Annotated in this window: 18 protein-coding genes; 10 read left to right on the forward strand and 8 right to left on the reverse strand. The window is 34.1% G+C overall.

The annotated features are described in order from the left end of the window. Nucleotides 1-85 precede the first annotated feature (85 nt). The gene (locus VB798_RS14405) at nucleotides 86-1267 is read left to right on the forward strand and encodes an ATP-binding protein (RefSeq protein WP_323259489.1); all 1182 of its coding nucleotides are present in this window, start codon (nucleotides 86-88) and stop codon (nucleotides 1265-1267) included. A gap of 123 nt (nucleotides 1268-1390) precedes the next feature. Here the strand turns inward: VB798_RS14405 and VB798_RS14410 are convergent, their stop codons facing one another. From VB798_RS14410 to VB798_RS14430, 5 genes are all read right to left on the reverse strand, one after another. After that, nucleotides 1391-2974, reverse strand: coding sequence for a hypothetical protein (locus tag VB798_RS14410; protein ID WP_323259491.1), 1584 nt, complete (start codon nucleotides 2972-2974; stop codon nucleotides 1391-1393). A gap of 172 nt (nucleotides 2975-3146) precedes the next feature. Next, on the reverse strand, nucleotides 3147-3596 hold the full coding sequence (locus VB798_RS14415; RefSeq protein WP_323259493.1) for a hypothetical protein: 450 nt from the start codon (nucleotides 3594-3596) through the stop codon (nucleotides 3147-3149). A gap of 242 nt (nucleotides 3597-3838) precedes the next feature. Then, the gene (locus VB798_RS14420; RefSeq protein ID WP_323259495.1) at nucleotides 3839-4780 is read right to left on the reverse strand and encodes a hypothetical protein; all 942 of its coding nucleotides are present in this window, start codon (nucleotides 4778-4780) and stop codon (nucleotides 3839-3841) included. Between the two features lie 8 nt (nucleotides 4781-4788). Continuing rightward, nucleotides 4789-5742, reverse strand: coding sequence for an AAA family ATPase (locus VB798_RS14425; protein ID WP_323259497.1), 954 nt, complete (start codon nucleotides 5740-5742; stop codon nucleotides 4789-4791). Nucleotides 5743-6001: 259 nt separating this feature from the next. Further along, complete coding sequence (locus tag VB798_RS14430) at nucleotides 6002-7414, reverse strand: replication initiation protein (RefSeq protein ID WP_323259499.1); 1413 nt, start codon at nucleotides 7412-7414, stop codon at nucleotides 6002-6004. Nucleotides 7415-8820: 1406 nt separating this feature from the next. Here VB798_RS14430 and VB798_RS14435 point away from each other — a divergent pair. The 3 genes from VB798_RS14435 to VB798_RS14445 all read left to right on the forward strand — a co-directional run bounded on the left by VB798_RS14435 (nucleotide 8821) and on the right by VB798_RS14445 (nucleotide 15505). Continuing rightward, the gene (locus VB798_RS14435; RefSeq protein ID WP_323259501.1) at nucleotides 8821-9933 is read left to right on the forward strand and encodes a FecR family protein; all 1113 of its coding nucleotides are present in this window, start codon (nucleotides 8821-8823) and stop codon (nucleotides 9931-9933) included. Nucleotides 9934-10115: 182 nt separating this feature from the next. Next, entirely contained in the window at nucleotides 10116-13721 is a 3606-nt protein-coding gene (locus VB798_RS14440) for a TonB-dependent receptor (RefSeq protein ID WP_323259503.1), read from the forward strand. 56 nt (nucleotides 13722-13777) lie between these two features. Further along, nucleotides 13778-15505, forward strand: a complete 1728-nt coding sequence (locus VB798_RS14445; protein WP_323259505.1) for a RagB/SusD family nutrient uptake outer membrane protein — start codon at nucleotides 13778-13780, stop codon at nucleotides 15503-15505. Between the two features lie 197 nt (nucleotides 15506-15702). Here the strand turns inward: VB798_RS14445 and VB798_RS14450 are convergent, their stop codons facing one another. Beyond that, nucleotides 15703-16281 carry an HD domain-containing protein gene (locus VB798_RS14450; RefSeq protein ID WP_323259507.1) on the reverse strand — a complete coding sequence of 193 codons (579 nt, stop codon included), beginning with the start codon at nucleotides 16279-16281 and terminating at the stop codon, nucleotides 15703-15705. A gap of 97 nt (nucleotides 16282-16378) precedes the next feature. Between VB798_RS14450 and VB798_RS14455 the strand changes: the two genes are divergently transcribed. The 3 genes from VB798_RS14455 to VB798_RS14465 all read left to right on the forward strand — a co-directional run bounded on the left by VB798_RS14455 (nucleotide 16379) and on the right by VB798_RS14465 (nucleotide 17919). Continuing rightward, nucleotides 16379-16960: a Crp/Fnr family transcriptional regulator gene (locus tag VB798_RS14455; RefSeq protein WP_323259509.1), complete on the forward strand. Its 582-nt coding sequence runs from the start codon at nucleotides 16379-16381 to the stop codon at nucleotides 16958-16960. A gap of 89 nt (nucleotides 16961-17049) precedes the next feature. Beyond that, complete coding sequence (locus tag VB798_RS14460) at nucleotides 17050-17250, forward strand: hypothetical protein (protein WP_323259511.1); 201 nt, start codon at nucleotides 17050-17052, stop codon at nucleotides 17248-17250. Between the two features lie 267 nt (nucleotides 17251-17517). Beyond that, nucleotides 17518-17919, forward strand: coding sequence for a hypothetical protein (locus VB798_RS14465; RefSeq protein WP_323259513.1), 402 nt, complete (start codon nucleotides 17518-17520; stop codon nucleotides 17917-17919). Between the two features lie 82 nt (nucleotides 17920-18001). On the opposite strand, the gene VB798_RS14470 is transcribed toward VB798_RS14465, so the two are convergent. Together VB798_RS14470 and VB798_RS14475 are read right to left on the reverse strand one after the other, a co-directional pair. Then, nucleotides 18002-19891: a DUF4139 domain-containing protein gene (locus VB798_RS14470; protein ID WP_323259515.1), complete on the reverse strand. Its 1890-nt coding sequence runs from the start codon at nucleotides 19889-19891 to the stop codon at nucleotides 18002-18004. Nucleotides 19892-19941: 50 nt separating this feature from the next. Continuing rightward, entirely contained in the window at nucleotides 19942-20628 is a 687-nt protein-coding gene (locus tag VB798_RS14475) for a DUF6250 domain-containing protein (RefSeq protein WP_323259517.1), read from the reverse strand. Nucleotides 20629-20789: 161 nt separating this feature from the next. Here VB798_RS14475 and VB798_RS14480 point away from each other — a divergent pair, with 161 nt between their 5' ends. The 3 genes from VB798_RS14480 (at nucleotide 20790) to VB798_RS14490 (ending at nucleotide 25628) form a co-directional block, all read left to right on the forward strand. Then, nucleotides 20790-23501, forward strand: a complete 2712-nt coding sequence (locus VB798_RS14480; RefSeq protein ID WP_323259519.1) for an exo-rhamnogalacturonan lyase family protein — start codon at nucleotides 20790-20792, stop codon at nucleotides 23499-23501. 279 nt (nucleotides 23502-23780) lie between these two features. Then, a complete protein-coding gene (locus VB798_RS14485) occupies nucleotides 23781-24632 on the forward strand; it encodes an SDR family oxidoreductase (protein WP_323259521.1) in 852 nt (283 codons plus the stop codon). Nucleotides 24633-24725: 93 nt separating this feature from the next. Beyond that, on the forward strand, nucleotides 24726-25628 hold the full coding sequence (locus VB798_RS14490) for a helix-turn-helix domain-containing protein (RefSeq protein WP_323259523.1): 903 nt from the start codon (nucleotides 24726-24728) through the stop codon (nucleotides 25626-25628). The last annotated feature ends 112 nt before the right edge of the window (nucleotides 25629-25740 follow it).

Here is a 25740-nt window from a genome sequence, read left to right on the forward strand (position 1 = left end):
TAAGTAGTCAGTTAGCAATTTTCTTAAATTTATTCCTGCAATTTAAAAATATAATTTTAAATTTACAGGAATAAATTTTATCATTATGATTCAACGAGAGCTTAGTTCAGAATTACTTTTTAGGGTAAATAATTTTCCTGTTTCAGCGATATTGGGCCCTAGACAAGTAGGAAAAACGACTTTGGTTAAAGCTATTCAAAACGAGCTACCGAAAGAAAGTATCTATTTTGACTTAGAGATACCCTCTGATTTGAATAAATTTACAGTTGACCCTGAATTATTTCTCAAAAACTTACAGCATCAAACTGTTATTTTAGATGAAATTCATCGGCTACCTAATATTTTTGTCTTACTCCGTGGCTTAATCGACCAACAACGTGAAGCAGGTCGATTTATACTTTTGGGTTCGGCTTCGCCAGATTTACTAAAAAATACGGCTGAATCGCTCGCTGGCAGGATTTCATATTTAGAAATGCACCCTTTACATTATCGTGAAATTGCCCCTGAAAGTTATCAAAATCACTGGCTATGGGGTGGATTCCCAGCTGCTTATTTACCTAAAAACGACCGAATCAAAAATCTTTGGCTGAATGATTTTTTGATGAGTTATCTTGAAAGAGATTTACCTCAATTAGGACTTTCAGTTTCGCCATTACTCATGCGCCGACTTTTAATGATGCTTGCTAGTATCCAAGGTGGAATTTTAAATTATTCCACTTTAGCAAATTCACTGGGAGTAAGTCAGCCAACAGTAAAAAATGCTATTGACTTTTTAGAACAAGCCTTTCTAGTACGTCGTTTACAACCTTATTTTGTCAATATTGGTAAACGCTTAGTAAAAAGTCCTAAAATTTATATTCGTGATAGTGGGCTTTTGCATCATTTATTGAATATTAAAGATTTCAATAATCTTTTGGGGCATATCGTTGCTGGCGGTTCTTGGGAAAGCTGTATCATTCAAGAAATCATCAGTATTTTGCCACAAGATGCTTTGCCATTTTATTATCGTTCACAAGATGGCGCCGAACTGGATTTGGTCATCGAACAAGGTTTAGGTATTAAACTCGCCATCGAAATTAAATTGTCAGACTCGCCAACACTTTCAAAAGGCAACAGTATTTCTTTGCAAGATGTAGGCAATCCGCCTTTATTGGTTGTTACTCCATCCGCTCAAGACTATGAACTTCGTCCCAACGTTTGGGTTTGTTCGATTGCTACTTTAGCCCTAAACTTAGCAAAGTTTGGCTTAAACAATTTTCAACTTTAATAATTTTTATTCCTGCATATTCAAAATTACATTTTAAATATGCAGGAATAAAGAACTATTTACTTCATTACACTCTCAATAATATATATTCTCGATTTCTAAAATGGCTAATATTAATTTTTTTTATCTTTTTAAATAAAATACTCGTTCGACAGGTTCAGCTGATTGCACTTTTCCTGCAATACCATATTGCCAAGCAACAATACTTACTTTCATAGGAAGCTTTGCTTTAGGTGGAATTTTAGTAAAAAACACCTGATTATCTTTGATATAGGCAGGTCCTTCTTTTACATAAAATTGAACTGCTAAATTGGCATTTGAAGAAGCGTTTAATATTAGTTTTTTAATACGAACCTTCTGATTAGCAATATTTTTAAAAGTAATTTCCTGTGTTTTTCCTTCAGTATTTTTCAAAGGGAAACGCATATCCAGTTGTTGAACAACTGATTTATAATACTTATCTCCTTCATTATGAGCTAATAACCAAATATCATTGCTTCTTTTAGGATTATTAAAACCCATTCTATAAAAGCTGATTTGGAAGGTTGAATCATCTAGTTTTTTCACTGGTCCACAAATACGGTCAATACTTAATTGGCTAGAGGCAAAACCTGAAACGGCTTTCATTCTGGAAGTATCAGCAAAAAATGCTTTTAATCTAAAACTTATTCCATCTTCCAAAGGCATAAATTTTAATTGATAATTTGCATGTGTTTTTATAGGTTGTAACACCTTATTATTTTGCACAAAACCAATATATTGCTGTTTCTTAGCACGAGCTTTAGCATAAAATACTTCCGTTCTATCTGCCATTTCTTTATCAAAACACCAAGATGCTTGTTCACGATTCCCTTGATAATTTGAGTAAGCTGATGCTTTTACAGTAGGAAGACTATCCTTTCTCCATCTGTCCATCAACCAGCCTTTCGCTGGATTTATTGGAGTAAGTATTTGATTACCTGTTTTTGACAAACGATACTTTGCTGCTTTTTTGATAAACATCGCTACATAATCGACCATCGCATCACTATAATCAAAATGTCCGTGACCAGCATCAGCAAAAAATGAAATGGGCGTTTTAGGATATTTTACAACATAATCAAAACCGGGTTTCAAGCGATCTTCCCACCATTCATATTCGCCCATGACGAATAAACTAGGAATGCCTTCAATGGTACGATTCTCCCAATTTGGATTTGGGCGACCACTCCCTGTGAGATTTGTTTGAGGAGTATCACCATGAATTGATACGATTGCCAAAGTACGGTTTGGATTCCAAGCACCAAAATTCCAAGGATAACTCGCCATTGCCGAATGTCCCATTGGAATTATGGGAGCTGTAGCTAATTCTGTGTAGCCAGAAACTTGGGCAAGGTCGTTCATCATGCTTTGAAAGTGTTCCTGAATACCTTTATGAAAATCGAAAGTAATATCCAAACCCGGCGTTATCCAGATTTCTGCAATACCTACTTCTCCCATCGTTTTGCGAAAATTGGCATTTTCCAACATTCCTTCTTCCACCATATTGTGCATACAAAGAACTACGCCTTTTACTTGCTTACAATTTTCAGGAATCCAAAGAAAAGCCTGTGGCTTGTCATTTGTTTCAGGATGAATCATTCCTTTCACAGGCACAGACCATTGCCAAAATTGGGCATGACTTACAAAAGAAAGGATACTTAAAATCAGAATTATTATTTTTCGCATTTTTAGATAAATCGATTAAGCAATGTTAAATTAAAAGCTAAACACTACTTGTCCTTACAGATTTGAATAAAGAATGAAAAAGTAAGACGATATACCCTAAGCTGTGAAAATATTTAATCAAATAATTCGGCAAGCGAATCAGATTCCTTGTAAAAGAAAATATAGAAGTGATTTACTGCTTTCCTAAAACGTGCGTCATGTAATTATCCGCCATTTCAATCAAAGCCTCAGAGTGTAATAATTTGCTGTAATCTATTCCTTGAAGTGCTAAAGCATGGATGAGCTGGTTTAATGTAGATGCTTTGCCTTTGCCTTGTAATAATGCTTTATACTGAAAATACTTGATTCCGAGTGGCTCTAAAACATCTTGCATTTTCAATGGTGTGTTATCTTCAGGCATTTTGGTGGTATTGAAAAGCAATTGTAGAACCGTGGTGTAAAGTTTGGCATAAAAGAAATTCGCTACTTCTTCATCAGCTAGAATTCTGTTGAGCTTTTCTAGTAACTCAGGTTTCAGTGATTGATGTATTCTATTTGCATCGCCATTGATTTGGGAAATCTCCCTATCAGAAAGCATATTCCCTCCCTGACTCGTACTACCTTTGATGACAACGTAATTCATAATTTTAAAATATTAAAATGTGGAATTTTGAATTTATTTACAAAAATTATCAAATTCCGCTGAATTAAAAAGCCTTTATTGCTTGATTCTTAATTTTAAACACATCTTAACACAAAAAATAATAAGGATACATACATTTTTAAAACAAAATCCTGAGACATAAACTCTCAGGATTTTTATTATTTATCGGTTGTGAAAGATTATCCCCCTCTCCTACCCTATTATTTTATGATTGAAATTCTTTAAAGAATGCCTAAATACGCACCATATTCTTCCAAAGTATTTCTTAAATTATCAAAATCTTCTTTACTTCTACTGCTATAAACCTTTTCTGTTTTTGCTGATAAAGTATTCATCCAAATACTTAAATCTTGCGTACTTGCTTCTAATTTATTGTTTTTAGCACTCGTTTTTATACCTAAGCCACTCGCTTTTACTATTTTCTCAATATCACTTATTGCTGTAATTGGCTCAATGTTTTCTGAAATTCTTCCTAAAGTTTGAATGACTTTTTTGTCAATCTTACTTTTCCCGGTCAGAATCTCATTTCTTAATGTAGGGTCAATTTTGGATAAACCTTCTGCAAATTGTGCATCTCTTTTAATGGTAGAAGCACCTACATTATATTCTTTCGCCAGTTTTTCAACGGTTCTGCCTTTTTCTTGTGGACCAACATTGGGTTCATTGTGGACCCAATGCCCAGTTCTATCATACTTCCCTGGACCTGTTTTTTCATTCAAAAATCTTAATCCACGGAAATATGAAATTTGTTCAGTACTAAGGTTTCTTCTTCCTAATTGTAAATCAATCATGTAATCTTTCACTTCCTCTTTGGAATTAAAAGGCATGAGTTGCACACTGAAATTCAAATTGTGCTGTTTACAAATCTGAAAACGGTTATGTCCATCAACCAAAATATACACTGGTTCGTCTGGATATTCCGCATTTGCTTCAATCGCACTTCGTTTGGTTTCCCATAAAGTCAAAGCATCACGACAGCCATTTTTCAAAATATTTTGTTCTAACAAAGAAAATTCTTCTGCACCAAGAGGCGGAATAAACATTCTGAGTTCTTCCAATACTTCAATACTCTTTTTAACCTGTTCGTCAGATATTAATTTATTATTGACAAAAGTACTTTTTGTGGTTGCTGCAATGGCTTTTCCTAAATCTAGTTTTTTCATCTTTCCTCTTATTTAACCAATTGAAGGTATTCAATGTATTCATTGCAGAAATCAGCGTACAATTTGGCCGCTTCTGAAGCACCCGAAAACTTTGAAATGGTATTCAACATTACTTGTGCTTTTTGGAAATCTACCAAATGTTTGATTTCCGTTTTGAAAATTCTGATGGGTAAATTCTCTCTAACGGCTTCTTTAATATTATCATGCACCGAATTCTTTTTTACCATCGTAAAAACCAAACCATCTACATCTAGCATCGGATTTAGGTTTTTCTTTACATCATGTACTTTATCCAATAAAGTATTTACGCCTTTCATAGCAGCCATTTCGGGCAACATGGTTACCAAACAAGCATCTGAAGCATACATTGCCGAAACCGTCAATTTACCTAATGAAGGCGGGCAATCTATCAAAACATAATCAAATTCACTCAGTAAAGGAATAATGCGGTTTTTAAGACGTAAATCTCCGCCAGTTAACAATATCAATTCATATTCTGCTTTGGCTAAATCAATGTCCGATGGCGACAAAAACAGGTTTTCTTGTATTTGAACAACTGGAAATTCAGCATCATTAATCAAAGAATCAGCTACTTGTACTTCTGGATTTTCAATCCCTAGAATTTGTGATAAATTTCCTTGTGGGTCAAGGTCTATCATCAACACTCTAAAGCCTTTGTTCGCCAAGGCTTCTCCCAAACACGAAACCGTGGTTGTTTTTCCTACTCCTCCTTTATGATTTACAACCGAGACAACTCTCGCTTTTTGATACAAATCTTTAGAATAACCGTATTTCATCAAAACGCCTTCCAATGCTACTAAATGGTTTTCATTTAATTTACGATTTCCTGCCACTGCTTGTCTTAAAGTACCAGAAGGTAAAGATGCTTCTTTTTCAATACCCGCAATCGACAAAGCAGGATTATGTCTAAAGAACTTCAAAGCATTTTCTTGTGTAAGCATTTCTAAACGATTTTAGGTTTTATTACATATCTGTTACAAACTTAATTTTTTTGTAACAGATATGCAACAAAACAAATGTATAATATTTGTAAATAATTATACATTTTCAAAAAATGTCCTTAAAAGCCCTAAAACAATAGAAAAAATTCAAATTAAGTTAAATAGATTAAACCTAAAATTTAGATAAAATGTACCGTGTTTCAATATACGTCAATTGAAGATTTTATTTATTAACAAGAAATGAAGTGACAGGTTTTCGTTAAATAAGATTGATGCCCATCTTTTTTGCTTCTTTTTGTAAAGCAATCGCTTCTGAACTAGCATGAATTTGCTGTTTGTAAGCGCTTTCAACAATTGAGATAATCGCACCATTGAAAGATGGATTGATGTCTAAATATTGAATAATATTATCAGCAGAGACTACATCTTGAAAATGTTTTTTAAATGATTCAAAGGCAAACTGGGTTTCCAAAGAAGTTCCCAATTTATTAACGACAAATTGATAGCAATTCGAATCCGTTTTCAGCAATTCACTAATTCTGTTCTGACAATAAATATGATATTTCTTTTTCAAATTAAACACATTCATATTCAAGCCTTCTTCTCTTGCTTTTTCTAAATGAGCTTTTTTCTTTTGTTCTCGTTCTTCTTTTTGCTTTGTTTCTTTTTCTTTCAATATCTCCGCAAACTTCTCATCTTCAAGCAATTGAATAATATAACCTACAATATTTCGGATTAACTTCCCTCCTTTCGCTTCTGTTAATACATAAGCAATCGTTTCTTTAATTTTTTCTAGCGGATAAGCTTTCAACCATTTTTGAATCAATTCTTCCGAAGCGCCATACTCTCCTACCAATTTCAAGATTTCTGTAACTTCCTTATTTTCAGGAATACTTTTCTTACTTTCTTTAATTAATTCATACGTTGCTTCTTCAATATCATCGCTTGGCACCGAAATATTAGCATTTCTTTGAATAGTAAAAACCAATAAAACAACCGTATTTCCCTTCTTTCTTTCTTCATAAGTGAAATACAAATCGCTGGTTTCTTGTAATTCTTTTTGTGCCACATTGATTACTCTTTTGCGAAAATCTGTGTATTTGGCATAGCGGTCGCCCAAGCCCAAAATATCTTTAAGTTTTTCTACTTCAAATTTAAAAGTGCCCAATCGTTCGGATTCTTTACAAAATTCATAAAATCTGATGGCATAAATACTTTTCAATTGCAAAAGTGAACGAATATCAATAACCGTGAAATTGGTTTTTAATTGCAATAAATAAGGCGTTAATGTAGGCGAAAAGTCTATGTTAAACTTTCCTAAGCCATTATTGTAAGTATAACCCGCAATGATAGTGGTGTTGATTAAACCTCCATCAAATTTGTTATAAATGGTTTTCTTGAGAAAATTATCTAATTCGATATTAATCCTAGAGTAAATGGCTGTGGTACTGATGCCAGTGATTTTCTTAAACTCTTGCACTGAAATTGTGATAGTGTCTAATCGGTCTTTGGTATGATCTATTTTCGAAATCATGTGCAAAAGTATTTTAACCTGTATCGTACTCAAATCATATCGAGCATTGATTACAGGATTACTTTTTACTAACTTGAAGGGTGAATTGGATACGGCTGCCATTGCACTAGCAACTTTGTCCGTTTTTTTATTTCCCATAACTATCACGAAACATAGTAATCAACAGCGGAAAGAGACATCTAAATTTTAACAATCGCTTGCAATTTAATACTTCAAGAGTAATCAACAAAATCCTTTAAATATATTTTTAAGCACATTCTTGCACGATACATTCAATTTGTCTCTAGTCTGCATTCAGATTGTCTCGCTTATACATTCAGATTGTCTCTAGTCTGCATTCAATTTGTCTCGCTTGTACATTCAGATTGTCTCTAGTCTGCATTCAATTTGTCTCTTTATTGACTTTCAATATATTCATTATCAATAAGTTACGCCTCCTAAAAGATTTAAAAGAATATAAAGAATAAAATCAACAAAGAGTAAAATATTGATGTTTCTTTATATTTTATTCTTTTTTTTAAAGATTTTCAATAATTTTTTCCTCTAATCGATTTTCTAAGGTTTTATCAATCCATTCTGTCTCGTTTTCCATTGGAATATTCTGAAAATAGGCACTTTCTTAAATAATTCTCTAAAATTTTGCATAAACAAAGCCATTTGTATTAAAATTGAATTTAAAACATTCAAATTGTCTCGTTTCTAACTTTAGCTTGACTATTCCCCTTTCTCAAAATTAATTCAAATTGTCTCTGTTCAATATTTTTAGAGAATTTTAAAAAGCATTCAAGTCACATTCAAAAAGTCTCGCTTCTAGTATTCTTAAATGACAGGTTTTATTTTAAACTAATTCAAATTGTCTCACTTGTGTATAAGGATTATCATAAAACTTGGCAGATAATTTCGCTTAAATTACTCAGTTGTCTGATTAATAAGTACTTATCAAACATTCAAATTGTCTCATTTCAAAGCGAGGCTATTACTTTTGCCATAGAATTGTCATAGAAAAGAATACATTCAAAAAGTCTCGCTTTGAAAATTATGTTAATATCTATGCTTTAAATAAAAATTAATTCAAAAAGTCTCACTACTGTTGGGTAAAAGCATTCAATTTGTCTCTTTTGTACGTGTTTTTTAACTTTATATTTTCTTTAAAATACATTCAAAAAGTCTCTCTTGATGATTAATAAATGTATTTCTTCATTTCAAAAAAAAGCATTCAAATTGTCTCTAGTCTGCATTCAATTTGTCTCACTTTCAACAAGTTTTAGGAATGTATATACAAGGGCATAAATTTGTTTTATTGCTATTTAAAAGCATTCAATTTGTCTCAGTTCTTTTAATGCATTGATAATAGAACGGGTTCATTTATTGATAGCATTGGGTTCATTGTGAACCCAATGCTATCAATAAAAACGTGTTTAAAATGCTTTTAGGCTTAATAAATAGCTTTATTAAAATATTTCAAATATTATTTGTTCAAAAAGAGTATCCAGAAAGTGTTTTCACATCTTTACTTTGAAACCAAATAAAGTGCAATAATTCCTATGCAACATTATAAAAACTTTAAGCCAGAAGATTTTGCTTCTGACACTTCATTCAGAAGGTGGGTGTTGGAAGGAAATGATTACGATACAATATTTTGGGAAAACTGGATAGATAATAATCCTGATAAAAGTGAAGACGTTGAGAATGGTAAAAATGTATTATTATCAATCACAAATGCTTTTAATCAAATCTCAGAGGACGAAATAGAAGGAGAACTTGGAAAACTTGAATTCAAATTAGACGAAAAGGATGAAGCGCAATCTAAATTAAGGTCATTATTCAATCCAAAACGTTTTTTTTATGCTGCTGCTTCCATTGCCATGTTGTTAGGTGGCTTCTGGTGGTTTAGCCCACACAAAGGAAGTGCAGAATACGGCAATGATATATTTCAAACGTTTGCATCTAAAATTATTAAAAGTGATTTGATAGAACAAGAAAACCATTCTGGCCACCAAATAGCGATTACTTTGACAGATGGGAGTACGGTTATTTTGCAAAATGAAAGTAAAATAAGTTACCCGAAAACATTTGCTAAGGAAAAAAGAGAGGTTTATTTAGAAGGAGAAGCATTTTTTGAAATTGCAAAAGACCCACGAAAACCTTTTTATGTATTTGCTAACGATTTAGTAACGAAGGTATTAGGAACTAGTTTTTTGGTACAAAGTGACAAAACAACCAATAAAGTAAAAGTTGTTGTAAAAACAGGAAGAGTATCGGTTTTTGAAAGAACAGCAGAAAATTTAAACAAGCAGCAAGCCCAAACTCAATTAGAAGGTTTGGTTTTAACGCCAAATCAACAAGTTGTTTTTGATGAAGTAGATAAAAGAATGCTTCGTTCGACAGTAGAAAAACCAGAAATTTTAGGATTGCCGATACAGAAAAATCTATTTGAGTTTAACCATACGCCAATAGGAGAGGTGTTTGCCAAATTGGAAGAATCGTATGGATTGAAAGTGGTTTTTGATAAAGACGTAATGAAAGAATGTTATCTGACAGCCTCGTTGAGCGACGAACCACTATTTGAAAAATTACTTTTGATTTGTAAAACAATTGATGCTAGGTATGAAGTAATCGACGCACAAATAATAATTTATAGTAAAGGATGTATGTAAACCCATAAAATATATGATAAAATAACTCAATTAGACAGTAAATTATCAAAAAAATAAGGCGAAAGTGCTGCAACACCTTCGCCTTGTGAGTCCCCAAAATCTATTGGCTAAGATGATACACACGAAAATGTGTACAGGGGAGAATTTTGCCGAATCATAACAATGACAAAACAAACAAATGTATGAAAAACAGATTACTATTTCAAAAAACAATTTTAAAAATCATGCGGATAAGTCTGTATCAAGTACTTATGGCGATTTTCTTTACAACTATCGCACAAGCTCATAAGACAATCGCTCAGGAAATACTTGAACGCAAAGTTTCTTTCCAATCAAACAATCAAAGTGTTGAGTCTATTTTACATAAAATTGAAAAAGTTTCAGAAGTACAATTTATGTACAATCATCAAATTTTTGATGCTAAGCAGAAAATCTCTTTCAATGCTGAAAATGAGAAGCTTGAGAAGGTTTTAGACCGACTTTTAAGTCCACTAAAAATTGATTATGAATTAGCTGGTAATAGAATAATCTTAAAAAGAGGCTTAAAAACAATCACTAGTATTAATGCAATAGAAAATACAAGTACAGAATTAGTACTGGCAGATCAGTTGGTGAAAGGGAAAATTACTGATGAAAAAGGAGAGGGAATTCCCGGTGCTAATATCTCCATTAAAGGAACACAAAAAGGTACTTCTTCTGATGTTTCTGGTAATTATACTATTGCTGTACCTGATGATAAAGCAATTTTGATTTTTTCTTCAGTTGGTTTTGAGAAAAAAGAAGTATCAGTTGGTAAACGTATAAATATAGACGTGACTTTAGCCACTGATGTTAAATCTTTAGAAGAAGTAGTCGTAGTCGGCTATGGTACAGCGAAAAAAGCTACTTTAACAGGTTCAGTATCAACGGTTAGTGCCGCTACTTTTAAAGATAGAGGCCCTGTTTCAAGTCCATTAGCGGCATTGCAAGGACAAGTTGCAGGAGTAACGGTTACTCGTAGTTCGGCACAGCCCGGTCGTGAAGGTTGGAATTTCCAAATTCGTGGCGCCTCATCTGCTAATGCTACAGAGCCTTTGGTCATAGTGGATGGCGTACCAGTACCGAATGTAAGTGCTTTAAATTCATTCAACCCGAATGATGTTGAAAATATTTCCTTCTTGAAAGACGGAGCTGCTGCCATTTATGGTTCGAGAGCTGCTGGTGGTGTGGTGTTGATTACAACTAAAAGAGGAAAATCTGGTAAAGTAACCATCGAATACAACGCTTCTACTTCCATGAAAAAAGTAGGTTTATTACCTAAATTGGTAGATATTAATGGTTGGGGTCCGATGATTAAAGAAGCTAGAACTGCTGATGGCTTTGCGCCAACAGATATTTGGTATAATTACGGAAATGTTTCTATGTTAGCTTTAGCGGCTGGGAAACAATGGCTTACGAAAGCAGAATATGATGCTTTAAGTCCAAGTGGTGCGAGTTTGTTTTCGGATGTCAAAGATTTTACGTTCTTCAATGGAACAGAACAAGATATGTTATGGGGAAATGCTCGTTCATCAGAACATCAATTAAGTATTTCTGGAAGAACTGAAAAAGCAGGTTATCGCATTTCATTGGGATATTTAGACGATGGAAGTCTATTGAAAGTAGGGAATAATTCAGCGAGACGTTATAATTTCCGTCTGGCGCACGATTATCAGTTTTCAAGCAAGTTGAGAATGGAGACAAATATCTCTTTTGAAAAGCAAGATATTACTCAACCAACTTATTTGGGCGATATTGTAAATAATGGTAACCAACCAGGTAAACCATTGAGTGGCTTAGGATTAACAGATAAACCTTATATTTGGGGTTCTGGTTTAGGAAATGCTTCGGTGAATCAAATTGCTAATTTAGGAGGCGATAACGATGAGTACAACAATCGTTTTAACACCAATTTGAATTTAACTTATAACATCACGCCAGAATTGAAAGCCGTAGGTTTTGCAGGATATTATTTGTTCAATACTGATATTAGAACTTTAGGAAACTCTATTCCTTGGTATAATTATGCAGGAGATATTTTACTTTCAAATTTGCCAACTCGTAGTTTTTATCAACGTTCAACCAGACAAGAGGCGAATTATAATTTGAATGGCTATTTGGAATACGATAAACAAATCGGGAATGGTCATAATATCAAAGGAGTAGTAGGAGCACAGTTTGAACGTTTTGAGAAAAACATTTATATCGCAAAAACTTTTGATGTATTGGCCAATGTACCGCCATCATTAGGTTTAAGTACTGGTGACGGAACTTCAAAAACTGTTGCAGAAAATCAGTTTCATACAGCGTTAGGTGGTTATTTTGGTCGTTTGAACTATAATTATGCAGATAAGTACTTCGTAGAAGCGAATGCTCGTTACGATGGTTCTTCAAAATTCCGTGCGCAAGATCGTTGGAAATTATTCTATGGTGTATCTGCTGGCTGGCGTTTGAGCGAAGAATCGTTCATCAAAGATTTAGGAGTATTTGATGAATTGAAATTGAGAGGTTCTTATGGAATTATGGGTAACCAAAGTGGTATTGATAATTACGATTATATTCAATTCTTAAACTTAGCATATTCTACTTCATCTACAGATGCCAATTACCCAATTATTGGTACAAGTCCTGTGGTGCGTGTTACTCCAACGAATACTTTGGTGGCTTATGACCGTACTTGGGAGAGGTTAGAATCCAAAAACGTAGGACTTGATTTTACGTTATTAAACCGAAAACTATCAGGAACATTTGAATATTTCTGGAAAAGAAATAATAATATGTTGTTGAGTAGAACATACTCTGCCTTAATGGGTGCTTCTGCTCCAAAAGGTAATAATGGCGATTTATCCGTTTGGGGATGGGATTTATCATTGAACTGGAGAGATAAAATCGGTGATTTCTCTTATCGTATTGGTGGTAATATTTCAGATAACCAAAATAAATTAGTTGATTTTGGTGGACAAACCATCATTAGCAGTGGTAATAGAGGTTTTAATAGTGCAGTACAAGGTTATCCAATTGATTCATATTTTGGATTAGTTTATGATGGTCGTATCCAAACAGCCGAACAATTAGCCGCCTACCGAAAATACATTACAGGAAATAATATTGGTATGCCAGCAGGTGCAGAAACGGCTCAAGCAAATAACAAACTTGCTTTGGGAGACAATATGTACAAAGATGTAAATGGTGATGGTAAAATTACTTTCCCTGAAGATGCAGTATTTCTAGGAACAGATAAACCTCGTTTATCTTACTCTTTCAATGGAGGAATCGAATACAAAGGCTTTGATTTAAACTTTATATTTCAAGGTGTAGGGAAAAGAACCATTATTCGTGATGGAAACTGGAGAATTCCAGCAGCAGTAATTTTCCAAGCACAGAATGCGGCTTTCCAAGACCAATGGTGGACGCCCACTAGAACGGATGCAAGTTTACCTCGTATTTCAAGTACTGGTACGATTAATAATTATAATTATTTCCCATCTAATTGGATTGTTGAAGATGGTTCTTATTTAAGATTGAAAAACTTGGTGATTGGTTATACCATTCCGAAATCAATTACTCAGAAAGCTAAAATCGAAAGATTAAGAGTTTACTTTTCAGGAAATGATTTATTTGAATTCTCAAAAATTAAAGATGGTTGGGACCCAGAAGCACCAAGAACGGTATCGAATGCTGGTGATGGCGACAATAGTGGTGTGAGTACTTTCAGCCAGCGTTTCCCATTCTATCGCTACTTTACTTTTGGTGTTAACTTAACTTTTTAAGATGAGCTTTCATCGTGGACGATTAAACCATTGAGAATTTTAAAATTAATAAGGACATGAAATTTAACAATAGATATTTAAGAATAGCACTAGCAGGTTTATTATTAACCAATGTTAGTTGCAATAGTTTGGTTGATATGAAACCTATCAACGAAATTTCAGATGCTGATTACTGGAAAACAGCTGACCAGTTTAAACTCGCTGCCAACGAATTTTATACTTACTTACGTACTTTCACTGATGTGATTAACGATAATCCACATTCAGATCGTAGAAGTGATATTGTTTACACAACGGGTGGTTCGGTTTTTAGTAATGGCTCTAACACAATTCCTGCATCTGATGGAAACTGGAATACGGCTTATGCCAGAGTACGTGCTACTAATTATTTGTTGGATAAAGCTAATACTTATAGTCAACCCGCTGAAATTCAGAAGTATGTAGCTGAAGCAAAGTTTTTCAGAGCTTATACATATTTCGATTTATTACAACAATTTGGTGGCGTACCTATCATATCCAAGTTACTTGATATTTCTTCTTCTGAATTGACAAGTCCAAGAAATACAAGAGATGAAGTAATAGATTTTATCATTCAAGATTTAGAAGCGGCTATTGCCATTTTGCCTACTGAAAATGCGATTGCAGCAGCAGATAAAGGGAGAATTAGCAAAGGTGCAGCACAAGCCTTTTTGGGAAGAGTAACTTTGTACGAAGGAACTTGGCAGAAATCAAGAGGAAATGCGACTCGTGCAAATACTTTATTGGATAAATCAATTGCTAACTCAGACGAAGTAATTAAAAGTACACAATACGAATTGTTTGCGCCAATTGCTTTGGGCGACTCTGCTCAGAAATATATGTTTATCTTAGAAAATCAGCAGTCGAATCCAGCAAATATTACTAAAGCAGCCAACAAGGAGTATATTTTAGCGAATAGATATGATTTTGCTTCTCGCCAAATTCGTTTCAATGTTACGCATACTTTATTGAATAACATTGTATGGATTACTCGAAAATTTGCTACAATGTACTTGTCGAAAGACGGTTTACCAATTGAAAAATCGCCTTTATTTAAAGGTTTTGCTACAACAACTTCTGAATTTGAAAACAGGGATAATCGTATGAAATATAATATGATGTTGGATGGAAAGCAGTATTTTGACAATGAAAATCCTGGTTCAAGAACTACTTGGAAAGGCGATGCCGCAGAAATAGCTTTATCAAGAGGAAAACATAAGTCAAATACGGCTTCAGGTTATGGCAACCAGAAATTTTGTACAGAAAGACGTTTAGACGACAACCAAGAAGGCTACGATTTTCCTGTAATCAGATATGCTGAAGTATTATTGAACTATGCCGAAGCTGTTTATGAAAGAAACGGGACAATTTCAGATGTTGATTTAGATAAATCGCTGAATTTGGTTCGTAATCGTGTCAACAAATTGATGCCTAAATTAAGTAATGCTTTTGCACAAACCAATGGACTTGATTTAAGAACAGAAATCAGAAGAGAGCGTACTATTGAATTGTATTTGGAAGGTTTCAGAAGAGATGATTTGATTCGTTGGAAAACGGCTGAAATAGAAATGCCAAAGCCAATTGAAGGCATCACTTGGACGGGTACAGCTTATGAAACTTATTGGACAGGTATTAAAAATAACATTGTGAATGGCAACTTCCGTTTAGAAACTAGTCGCCAATGGCAAGAGAAACATTATTTATTGCCAATTCCATCACAACAATTACAGTTGAATCCTAGCCTTGTACAAAATACGGGTTGGTAGTTATTGATATTTTTTAGATGATTTTTTAGAACAAGGGCTATATTATGTTAGCCCTTGTTTTCTATAATACTTAATTTGTGCTATTTCTCAATATTGGTAAAGTACAAAATTTGAAATTTAATACTTTATATAAGCGTCTATTTTATAGTGTATTATATTTTTTTGGCGTATTTTGTATATTGTTTATATTTAATTTGTTAATTTCTCTCAAAAGCATCATTCAATTCTGCAATTGTGTATTGCCAAATACTTTCAGAACCTTTTTGCATGCCTTTTATTTTTTCAAAAACAGTTTCGTAGCTTACATTATATTCTGTCCAAGTGCCGCCTTGGTTAGAACGATTTTGTAAGATAGGTTGAAGTCTATCCATCGTCTTAGCGAATTTCGCCTCATTACTTTTCCCTTCTTCAAATTCTAGCCAAATATCAATGTATTCCTGTGCTTGCTTGGGTGATAAAATCCCAAAAATGCGTTGCGCCGCAATGAATTCTTCATCAGTATTTACATGGTTTTTAGTGGTATCATACAGAAAAGTATCGCCAGCATCAATTTCCACAATGTCGTGTATCAAAACCATTTTTAATACTTTCAAAACATCAATGGTTTCATTAGAGTGTTCAGCTAAAACCAAAACCATCATTGCCAAATGCCAACTGTGTTCGGCATCGTTTTCATGTCTGTCGCTATTAAATAATTTCGTTTTGCGTTGAATATACTTCAGTTTATCAATTTCCTTGATAAATTCAATTTGCTTTAATAGTTCGTTAACTTGCATTGTAATCTTCTTTTTAATTATTCCTGTTATTAGTTTTATGTTTGCAAAGGAAATATCATTTTTTGCTATTTAAAAGGACAATTGTCCCAATGATAAAATGCTTAGAATAAATAAAGAATTATTGAATTTTTTGGTCGCACTTTATCATTCAGATACGGAAGGTAATATTATTGAGCAGACTTTTCAGCCTAAAAGTCAAATTTTACAAGAAAACAAACAAGTGTTTTCTGTCTATATTATCAAAAGTGGTATTGCTAAATGTTATTTAACGGAAGATACAGGCGATGATTTTATTCAAGAATTTTTTGGAGAGGGATGGATATTTGGAGAAATAGAAGTTATTAGAGATGAGCTAAGTTTTTGTAGTATTGATGCTATTTCGGAATTGGTGGTGTATAAAATTTCTAGGGATTTTTTCAATAAATTACTTAGCACAAACGAAGCTTTTAATCGTTTGATATTAAAAATTCTAGCCAATAAAATCTATTTTAAGGCCATTCGCCATTCTTATAATCAATCACATCCTGTTGAATCTAAATTATTAAGACTAAAAGATGATTTTGCTGATTTAGCCAATCTGATTTCCAAACAAGAAATTGCCAATTATTTAGGCATTACCATAAGAAGCCTAAACAGAACGCTCAAAGAGTTAAAAGCAAAAGGTTTGATGGATTTTTAACAATAATAGAATAGGAGAGGGGAGTAATGAAAAAAGCAATCGCTTATAATATTTAAAGAAATACCGTTTAGGAATACAAAAAGAGAGAATTGTCGGTTGATGATTCTCTCTTTTGTAAACACACTTCTGCTTTCGAGTATCGTTTTAATGCTCATGAGGATCGAATCAGTGCTTCTGAGTATCGTTTTAATGCTCGTGAGTATCGAATCAATGCTTCTGAGTATCATTTTAATGCTCGTGAGTATCAAATCAATGCTTTCGAGTATCATTTTAATGCTCGTGAGTATTAAATCAATGCTTCTGAGTATCATTTTAATGCTTCCTAATGTCTCATCGTCTTATAAGTAGAAAAACCTAAATCGTCCTCAAACCGAACAGTCACTGTAACAAAAGCGGACACTTTAATAATTGCTTAAAAGTATTAAGTTATTGAAATACAGACAATTATGTTTTTTGGCATAGTTCTGTTAATACTATTAGCATGATTGAAAAAATGTAAATATTAAGCATTTAACCTCAACCTTTCAAATAAATTTTAATTTCTAAACAACAAGAAAATGAAAACTTTAGTAAAAAATTTCGCAATCGCTTTATTCACAACAGTATCATTCTTTGCTAATGCAACAACAGATACTAACGAGGCTACAAACGCTAAAAAAACTTTTGCAGTGGGTATTTATCAAACAATTAATACATTAAAAATGAATGTAATGATTGATAAATTGGCGGGTAAAAAAATTACCATTCAATTAAAGAATGAAGATGGTGAGGTAATTCACACAGAGATTGTCGGAAAGAAAGAAACAGCTTATCGTGGGAATTATGACCTTAAAGAATTGGAGGACGGTAAGTACAGCTTTGAAATCAGCGATGGAAACGCTAAAATCGTAAAGAATGTACAAGTAGGAACAACAAAACCAGCACCTTCATCTTCTGACCGTTTTATTTCGTTGAACTAATCATTTTTTAACAGCTAAACCTAAATTTAAAAGCGGATTATTCGATAAGAGTAATCCGCTTTTTGTTTGAATGTATATTACTTTACTCTAAATTAATCTCCTGATTTTTAGGATATTTAACACTATATTTCAAAATGTGTTTTTTCTCTTGTTTGGCAGGAAGCTGGTATTTCCAAGTAAGTATTTTACTTTCTTTATCTAGCGTGGCATCTTTGTATTCTTGTTCTTCCACCGTAATTTCTTTCGTCGTAGAAATCGGAAATTGGTCTTGAATAACAATATTGATACTTTGCTGTTTGTTATTTCTTACACTGATTTCAAAACCTCTATTTTCATTTTTGTAATTACTCAAAAATTGCTTGGTGCTAAATTCTTTCAGTCTTTTTCGTTCAATGATAATGCCTTTGTCTCTTCCCAACGAAATATTAAGCGTATCACCAGCGTGACGAACATCGAGGATTGATTTACCTAAATAAGCACCTTCTAAGTAAAGGTTTACTTCACCTTCCAATAAATTAAGGTCTTGCCAGTCAATCAATTTCGCTGTCAAGAAAACATCTTTCTCTAGTTTTGGTACAGCAAAGTACTCGTACAACGCTGGCACCGTTTGGTTTTTAATATCAACCGAATACATTTTACCATCATTCAAAATCGTATATGGAACTTCAATTTCAAATGTTAAAGTAGTGGGCTGATACTTTTCCGTGGCAACTAATGGGGCAGAAGGAGCAGCGCTTATAGTGCTGACAGCACCTGTCATATTCTTCTTACGTTGAACGCCATAGCCTACCACTACCTCTTCCTTGAGTTCCTGTTTATCTTCTTCTAAAGCAATATTGACGATTTTACCATTAATATATGCTTCTTGTCTTTTATAACCGATATAGTTGAAAATTAAGAACTGGGCATTTTCAGGGAGTTTCAAACTATAGTTTCCTTCTGAATCCGTAGAAACACCTATAGTAGTTCCCTTTACATTAATCATTACACCGGGTAAAGGTAAATCTGTTCCCTGTTCGGTTACTTTTCCAGACACTTCGTTGCCAGTAATTGATAATCCTTGAACTCTGCCTTGTAAGTTTCTCGAAAGGTCAGTATTTTCTCCGAAACGTAAATACCAAGGTTCTAAACTGGGAGCGATGCCACTTTCGGTTGGGTCACCGTTTGAGATAGTGAGTTTTACATCTTTCCAATCTTCACCAGAACTTTGATATACATTGGCTTTGAGCGATAAATCTATCGGATTGCTAATGTCTTTTACTCTTAAATCATAGGTAGCAAACCATCCTGCTTTTTTTACAAAATAGCTTACATCGAAAGAAGAACTCCCTATTTCCTTAGCTGAAACCGTTACTAAAATATCACTGGTTGCGTACTCTTTGTTATTGTTCAAGGCTCTTAGCTGATAGTCGATTGTTCGAATACTGCTATCTATTTTTTGGATAGTTTTTTCGTATTCAATTTGTTTCATCAATATTTCCGAAAGTCTATTTCTTTGAAAATCAACAGCTTCTTTTAAATCTATGGTTTTCACACCTGTATTGCTTCCGCCGATGGATTGATTTTTGGTCAGGATGATTTCTTCGTTTTTGAAGACTGCCAACATACTTTTTTCAACTCTTAATTTTGCTTTTAGACTTGCCTGTTGGTTTTCTAAAGTAGAGGTTTCTTCACGTCTCTTTTGTTCGTTGAGGTAATTCGTTTGATGAATAACCGACAAAATGGTAAAATTACCAAAACCTTTTACTTGAATACTTTGTACATCAATGTTGGGAGAAATGCCAGAAAAAACTAATTCTGTTTTGCCAGCTTGTAGATTTACTTTGGCTTTTCGACTGACTTGTGCGCCACTGGTGAAAACTGTTACTTGCTCAATTTTAGAGCTAACATTTTGTTTTTTGCCTTGGGCGATGGTCTGTTGCCCACAGAAAACAATAAAACTAAATAGGTAAAGTGCGATTGTTCTTTTCATTTGTTATGTAGTTTTTGAGTTTAAATATTTTAATAATGAGAGTAATTTTCTTAAAGACCGACTACCTTAAAATCCGAAATCTCCTGATGCGAAAACGTAGAGCGAAAGCCAAAGTAAGATTGTGTAGGAAAATGCTCGTCTTTCGCCTCAAAAAGTTTTTCATCATCAGCCCAAAAGCTTGTCATATTATCTTTAACGATAATTTTGATTTGATATTCATGATTGGGCTTTAATAAATATTGGGCTTCATTTTTTTCGGCTAAAAGTTTTCTTTCACCTGTACCTTCATACTTTCTGAAACGAGTAGTTGTATTAGTATTGCCACCCATGCCCACATAATACATTTTTATGTTATCATAGTCTTCAAATTTTCCAGTACGAGTAAAGAGATTGGTATTTTTAGGGTCTTCTGCCAACCAAAAAACATTCAAATCTGAAAGTCGGTCGTTTACTCCACCGTTCAAAATAAACTTTCGTTTAAAAGTAATCATATAATTACCTTTTAGTTTTTGATTGAACCAAACGCTTACACCACCTTTGGTATCCAGAACAAGCTTATTATCAATAGTATATACTTTAGAATTGGGCAATGGTTCTATTTCTGAAACCCATTTTTTAGGATTAAGCGTTCCTTGAAAATCTTCAGAAAAAAGTATTTTATTGTGATGAATTTGAAGCTTACAAGCGAGTAGGATATTTAGTATAGAGACAAAAAGTACAAGATTTCTTTTATTCATAGCGTTCAAAGAATAGTTTTAGGTAAAATTGGGTAAAAATACAGATTAATTTGCTTTCTAGCCTTGAGCTGAGCTCAATAAACTTGCATTTTTCCAATAGGGATGAAGTTTAAAATGACGGTCAAATTACTCAGCAACTAACTCTCAAAATAACAATATATATGAAATCACCTTTTTCGTTTACTCGTCGATCATTTGTTAAAAATTCAATGATTGCCGCAGGTTTACCGCTTGCTTCTTCTGTTAATTTCCAAAAAGAAAAAAAAGTATTCGTCGCAGAGCCAAATGCTGTACCACTCGCTTGGCTCGACAAGCAAATCTCTCCATTTTTCAAAGGAACCACTTGGGGAACTCCTTGGGCTAAAGGTTTACACAAAAAAGGAACAGAATTTACCTTAAAAAGTAATGGAGACGATATTCCTACTCAAACTTGGCCTTTGGCTTATTGGCCAGACGGAAGTTTAAAATGGACAGCTCATGCCATCAGTAAAAATGAAAAACTAGCGGATAATATTCAGTTGAAAGTAGGAAAACCAGTAAAGCCAGCGGTTTCTTTAAAGATTCAAGAAGGAGCAAATAGCATCAAAATTGACACAGGAAAAATTCAATGTGAAATCAATAAAAAAGGACAAACTTTAATTACTTCTTTGCAAAGAGCGGGACAAATTATTGCGCAAAATGGCAAATTGGTTTTGTCGGTTCAAGACAATGTAGAAGCTGGAGAAACATTTAAAATTGATACTTTTGAAGGAAAAATAGATAAAGTAAGTGTAGAACAAAATGGTGACATCAGAGCCGTTGTGAAGATTGAAGGCTCGCATCAAAATACTGCTTCAAAAAGTTTATTGCCTTTTGTCGTTCGTTTGTACTTCTATGCAGAAGCGGAATCCATCCGAATTATTCATACCATTATTTATGATGGCGACGAAAATAAAGATTTTATCAAAGGTTTGGGCATTCGCTTTTCTGTTCCTTTAAAAGAAGCGTTGTATGATAGACATATTCGTTTTGTTGGAGAAAATTCAGGCGTTTTTACAGAAGCTGTACAAGGTTTATCAGGTTTAAGAAGAGATGCAGGAAGAATCGCACTAGATGCCCAAATAGGAGGGAAGTCGGTTACGCAATTGCCTGATAATGTGCTGAAAAACATTCAGTACATTCCAGCTTTTGGCGATTATACTTTATTTCAAGGTTCGCCTGATGCTTTTGATATTCAGAAAAGAACAAAGGCAGGACATTCGTGGGTACAATCTGCATTCGGTGGTCGTGCCAGCGGAACTGGTTATTTCGGTACACCAAAAGGAGGAATTGCTTTTGGCATTCGTAATTTTTGGCAAAGTTTTCCTGCACAAATTGATATTAAAAATGCTCATACAGAACAAGGAGAAGTAACTTTATGGTTTTGGGCGCCAAAATCGCCAGCGATGGATTTACGTTTTTACCATGATGGAATGGGTGAAGACACGCACGAAAAACAATACAGTGCTTTAGATATTACTTATGAAGATTATGAACCAGAATTCGGCAGACCATTTGGCGTAGCTCGCACTAGTGAATTACAAATTTGGGTTTTATCAGAAACACCTTCTGGTGAAAACTTAGTCGAGATTGCCAAGCAGATTCAAGAGCCAGCTTTATTGGTGGCAACACCAGAGTATTTGGCACAAGTAGGAATTTTTGGAAGTGCTTTTTCTGTACCTGAAAAAACTGCTTCACCGAAAAAACAAGAGATTGAAAGTCAACTAGATTTTTACTTCGATTATTATAAAAAGCAAATCGACCAACGTCGTTGGTATGGTTTCTGGAATTTTGGTGATGTGATGCACAGTTATGATAATGACAGACACGTTTGGCGTTATGATGTGGGCGGTTTTGCTTGGGATAATTCAGAACTTTCAACGGATTTATGGCTTTGGTATTATTTCTTGAGAACAGGCAGGAATGATGTCTTCAGAATGGCAGAAGCCATGACTCGCCATACGGGCGAAGTAGATGTGCATCATATCGGACGTTTTAGTCCGCTAGGTTCTCGCCATAATGTACAACACTGGGGCTGTAGTGCCAAACAGTTGAGAATCAGTACGGCTGCCAACCGCCGTTTTTATTATTACTTAACAGCTGACGAAAGAGTAGGGGATTTGATGCGAGAACAAGTAAATGCAGATAGAACGCTTAGAACGATTATTCCAGGAAGAAAAATCGGACAAAAAGCTCCAGAATCCGACCCTAAAGGTGAATTGGCTAGTGTTTCTTTTGGAACAGACTGGGGCGCATTATCAGCCGCTTGGCTAACAGAATGGGAACGTACTGAAAATCCACAAGTAAAAGCCAAATTACTCAACAGTATGCGCACCATTGCTGAACAAGCGCATGGCTTTTTGACTGGTGGTGCCATTATGGAATTGGCAACAGGGAAATTCCGTCAAGAAGATGCTAAAAAACTATCGGTTTCACATTTAAGTGCTGTGTTTGGCTTGGCTGAAATTTGTGCAGAATTGATTGATGTGGTAGATATGCCTATTTTCGAAAAAGCTTGGCTACAGTATTGTCAATTATACAATGGAACTGCCGAAGAACAAAAAGCAGCATTAGGCGAAAGCTTGAAAAAATTAAATTTAGAACAAGGTCATGCTCGACTAACCGCTTTTGCTGCTAAACGTAGCAAAAATGCTGAATTAGGAAAACGTGCTTGGAAAGAGTTTTATGCAGGAGAAGGTGGTATCAAAAAACCTTCTACGCAAATCAAAAAATTAGTTGGTCCGACAGTGCTTAATCCTGTGGAAGAAGGCGTTGCGATTTCTACCAATGGTGTAGCACAATGGGGCTTGGCTGCGATGCAATGTTTGGCTTTTGTAGGAAATGAGTTGGAGTAAGATTCAAGCAAAAATTGATTAGAGATTAGTAATTGGTGATTGGTTTTTTATAAAAAAATGATTGTCAGTATATTATGTAAAATTCACTTTAGTTATACTCGCATTAGGCAAAATACTTGTTTTTTGCCTAATGCTTACAGCCTATCGCCTATAGCAAATAATAAATTGTTTGAATTTTGTAAGTATTGCTTTGTTCACCGCAATAAGGATGTTTTGTTTCCAGTCTAATTTTGTCTTGTCAAAAAACAATAAAAATTAACAAACAAAACAATTTAGCAAATGGAAATTTCATCACAAAAAGTATGGTTTGTAACAGGAGCATCCAAAGGTTTGGGGCTTGATTTAGTGAAACAATTATTAGAACAAGGCTATAAAGTAGCAGCAACTTCAAGAAACGTAGAAGAACTAAAAAATGCCGTTGGAATCGTTTCAGATAACTTTTTGCCACTTTCTGTACAGCTTAATCAAGAAGAAAGTATTGCAAAAGCCATTCAAGAAACAGTAAAACATTTTGGTAAAATAGAAGTAATCGTTAACAATGCTGGCTATGGTTTAGTAGGAGCTTTAGAAGAATTAAGTGATGCTGAAGCTCGTCAAAATTTCGATGTCAACGTATTTGGTTCATTGAATGTCATCAGAGAAGCCTTGCCTTATTTGCGTCAACAAAAATCTGGACACATTTTTAACATTGCTTCAATTGGAGGTTTTATAGGAGCGTTTCCTGGCTTTGGAATTTACTGTGCAACAAAATTTGCCGTTCATGGTTTTTCAGAATCATTGGCTACTGAAGTAAAACCTTTTGGCATTAAAGTAACCGTAGTTTCTCCGGGATATTTCAGAACTAATTTCTTGAATGATACTTCTTTAAGTGTACCCAAAAACCAAATTACGGATTATCAAAATGTTCGTGATGTGCAAAACATCCATGAAAATGATTATAACGGAAACCAAAATGGCGACCCCATAAAAGCGGCAAAAGTAATGATTGAAGTTGCTGAAAACCCATCAGCACCATTGCATTTATTCCTTGGTGCTGATGCTTATCATTTGGCAGAATTAAAAATGGAAGCCGTAAAACAAGATTTGGAAGCTTTTAGAACTTTGGCAACTAGCACTGGCTTTGATAATTAATCTCAATTTGTATTAAATCAAATGATAATTTGGTAAATTATGCCCAACCTGCTTTTTAAGCGGGTTTTGGGCTTTTAAATAATCCATAAAGAGATGTCAACTACCGAGACTTTAGAAGATTTCTATCAACAAAAATTCAGCTATCTTCCTGAAAATCTTAAACAAGATTTAGGGCATTTTAATGTTTTTAGGCTAGAGGATTGTCACGATGCAGATTCTCCCCCAATCAATTATAGTCGTCGTGATTTTTATAAAGTATGTTTGATTCGAGGTAGAAACATTTATCATTATGCCGATAAAAGTATAGAAATTGATGGACCTACACTCATTTTCTTTAATCCGCAAGTTCCATATACTTGGGAACCCGTTTCGGGAGATCAAACAGGTTTTTTCTGTATTTTCAGAGAAGCCTTCTTTACAGAAAACCTTAGGAGTAATATTTATGATTTACCGATGTTTAAAATAGGAGGGAAGCCCGCTTATTTTTTAAACGAAGTACAGGAAAAATTTATCAGTGATATTTTCCTGAAAATGTTGGAAGAAATTAATTCTGATTATCGCTATAAATATGACCTTATCCGTAATTATTTAACGGAAATGATTCATACTGCGATGAAGATAGAACCGACAGAAAGGCTTTATCAGCATCCCGATGCCAATTCAAGAATTACCTCAGTTTTTACGGAATTACTTGAACGACAATTTCCGATTGAGTCTCCTTCACAAAGGTTTTCATTGCGTTCGGCAAAAGATTTTGCGGAGAAATTATATGTGCATGTTAATCACCTGAATAGGGCAATTAAGACTACGACGGGTAAAACTACGACTGATTTAATTACTGAAAGACTGACAAACGAAGCAATGGCTTTGCTAAAACATACAGATTGGAATATTTCGGAGATAAGTTATTGTTTGGGTTTTGAAGAACCTGCTCATTTCAATAACTTCTTTAAAAAACAATTACAAATGAACCCTTCGGCGTATCGTTTGATTTAGTTGTGAATTAGTGAATTAGTGAATTAGTGAATTAGTGAATTGTGAGTTAGTGAGTTGCGAGTTGGAGATTGGTGAGTTTTGAATTTGGAGTTTTTGAATTTAGGGAATGAGA

It is taken from the genome of Arcicella lustrica, from assembly GCF_034930985.1.
Taxonomy (GTDB): Bacteria; Bacteroidota; Bacteroidia; order Cytophagales; family Spirosomataceae; genus Arcicella; species Arcicella lustrica.